Here is a 2346-nt window from a genome sequence, read left to right on the forward strand (position 1 = left end):
GTGCGGATAGGATCCTCCATACCCTGGAGTAAGGGAGCCCGAGGAGCTTTGCTGATGACATGATCGATCCAGTCAGCTCGATGGCCCTGAGAACGTCAGCTGTTCTCCTGTCAAGGAGGACAGAGTTTCCCCTCCTTATCCTTATCTCCACCTCCACTCCGAGCCGCTCCTCGGGGTCGTTAGCTGGCATGGTGGGTCAGCTCCCCGGGACGATACGCTTTTTAATCGTTATTCATGATAGAATAACGCTCAGCTAGGAGGTGAGCGCATGAGGGGACTCAAGCTGGCCGCGCTGATCATGATCGCTTTAATCGTCGCGGGTCTGTCCTATTCAATCATTCCATCATTCAAAACAGGGAGAAAACAACCTGCCGAGGGATCGGGAGCTGATAGCAAGGCCGGGAACAACCCCAAGGGAGTGATAGTGGTTCTCCACGCGGGCTCCCTCACCTCACCCCTGGAGGAGGTGAAGAGGGAGTACGAGAGGAGGAACCCGAACGTTGAGATCAGGCTTGAGGCCAGTGGGAGCGCCGAAGCCATCAGAAAGGTGACAGAGCTGAAGAAGAGAGCTGATATTGTGATGTCAGCGGATTACCATCTGATTGAGACGATGATGATCCCGGATCACGCTTCTTGGTACGTGATCTTCGCGTCGAACCAACTGGTTCTGGCCTACGGGAGGGGGAGCAAGTACTCCGGTGAGGTGAACGGCAGCAACTGGTACGAGATTCTGATGAGAAAGGACGTTAGGATTGGAATTTCCGATCCAAACAAGGATCCTTGCGGCTATAGGGCATTGATGTCCATTCTTCTAGCTGAAAAACTCTACAGAGTACCTCTGAGCTCCATACTGACTGAGGGGACCAACGTGAGGGTGAGAGGCACAGAGGCATGGGTTCCGGATCCGATCGAGGGATCTGGGAGGGTCATCATAAGGCCCAAGAGCGTTGAGCTCCTCTCCTTGCTCGAGGCTGGGATCATAGACTACGCTTTTGAGTACAAGAGCGTCGCGGTCCAGCATGGACTCAGCTACGTTGAGCTCCCCCAAGAGATAAGCTTCTCCTCTCCGGAGCTTGAGGACCTTTACTCCCTGGCCGTCGTTCACCTCAACGCCGGGCGGGATGAGGTGGTGGTGAGGGGGAGCGCTATAGCATACGCCCTCACGGTTCCCAAGGTATCCGAGAACGAGGGGGCGGCTATCGACTTCCTGAGGTTCCTGCTCACCGAGGGGCTGAGGATATTTGAGGAGCAGGGGCAGCCTCCTCTCAGACCGCCGCTTGGCTTCGGTGAGGTGCCTGCCAAGCTCAAGGACCTGGTTGAGGTGAGGGGTTGAGTTGAGGGCCTCGTCCCTGATGATAAGCTTCTCAATAGCGGGCTCCCTCCTGATACTCTTCCTCCTGATCCCCCTGATCTCGCTCCTCTACGGAGTATCTTTGAGCGACCTGATGAGGTATGGGCTGAGCGAGGACGCCGTGAACGCTCTAATAATAGCCCTAGCGGCCTCCTCCCTGTCCACGATCCTGCTCCTGATATTCGGGATCCCCCTATCCTATCTCATCGCGAGGAGGGACTTCCCCGGCAGGGGGTTGGTAAGGTCCATCATGGACGTCCCCCTCGCAATCCCCCACGGCGTGAGCGGGATAGCCATACTACTGGCGTACAACTCCAGGGCGCCCCTGGGATCCCTGCTGGCCAAGGTGGGCCTTGCGATGGAGGACTCCTTCTGGGGGATAGTCGCGGTCATGTGCTTCGTGGCCGCCCCCCTCATGATAGACACGCTGACCGACGGCTTCCTCTCCGTGGATCCGGACCTCGAGCACGTGGCGAGGAGCCTGGGGGCCACGGAGTGGGAGAGCCTGGCCAGGGTGACGCTGCCCCTCGCCCTCAGGTCCATCGTGACGGCCTCGATAATGGCCTGGGCCAGGGGCCTGAGCGAGGTCGGGGCCATACTGATAGTTGCCTACTATCCCAAGTCGATAAACGTACTGATAATGGATCGATTCTGGACATACGGGCTCAACGCCGCCAGGGCCACGGCACTACCCCTCCTCTCCCTCAGCCTGGCCTGCTTCATACTTCTCAAGTGGCTATCCGGGAGGAGGTAGCGTGATAGAGATCAGGGGACTGAGCGTCAGGCTACCTGAATTCGAGATCAGGGAACTGAGCCTCGAGGTGGGCGATGGGGAGTACCTGGTGATAATGGGCCCCTCAGGGGCCGGGAAGACGCTCCTGCTCAAGTGCCTGCTCGGCATAGTGAGGCCGAGCGGCGGGAGGATAATCGTGGACGGAAGGGACGTGACTGAGGAGCCTCCGGAGCTCAGGGGATTCAGCTACGTCCCCCAGGAC

4 protein-coding genes are annotated in these 2346 nt (G+C 58.4%); 3 read left to right on the forward strand and 1 reads right to left on the reverse strand.

Going from position 1 to position 2346, the window contains the following annotated elements:
- Window positions 1–190, reverse strand: a 190-nt coding sequence (locus tag BA066_07740; protein ID RDD52798.1) for a hypothetical protein, incomplete at its 3' end; no start/stop codon positions are given.
- Window positions 191–268: 78 nt separating this feature from the next.
- On the opposite strand from BA066_07740, the gene BA066_07745 reads away from it, so the two are divergent.
- From BA066_07745 to BA066_07755, 3 genes are all read left to right on the forward strand, one after another.
- Window positions 269–1333 (forward strand): tungstate ABC transporter substrate-binding protein WtpA, encoded by a 1065-nt coding sequence (locus tag BA066_07745; GenBank protein ID RDD52799.1) that lies wholly within the window; start codon window positions 269–271, stop codon window positions 1331–1333.
- 1 nt (window position 1334) lies between these two features.
- Complete coding sequence (locus BA066_07750) at window positions 1335–2105, forward strand: ABC transporter permease subunit (GenBank protein RDD52800.1); 771 nt, start codon at window positions 1335–1337, stop codon at window positions 2103–2105.
- A gap of 1 nt (window position 2106) precedes the next feature.
- Window positions 2107–2346: ATP-binding cassette domain-containing protein (locus BA066_07755; protein ID RDD52801.1), on the forward strand; the 240-nt coding region annotated here is incomplete at its 3' end.

The organism is Candidatus Korarchaeota archaeon NZ13-K (genome assembly GCA_003344655.1).
Lineage (GTDB): Archaea > Korarchaeota > Korarchaeia > Korarchaeales > Korarchaeaceae > Korarchaeum.

Coding starts and splice junctions, on each gene's coding strand:
- BA066_07745 (RDD52799.1), top strand. CDS start 269: ATGAGGGGACTCAAGCTGGCCGCGCTGATCATGATCGCTTTAATCGTC.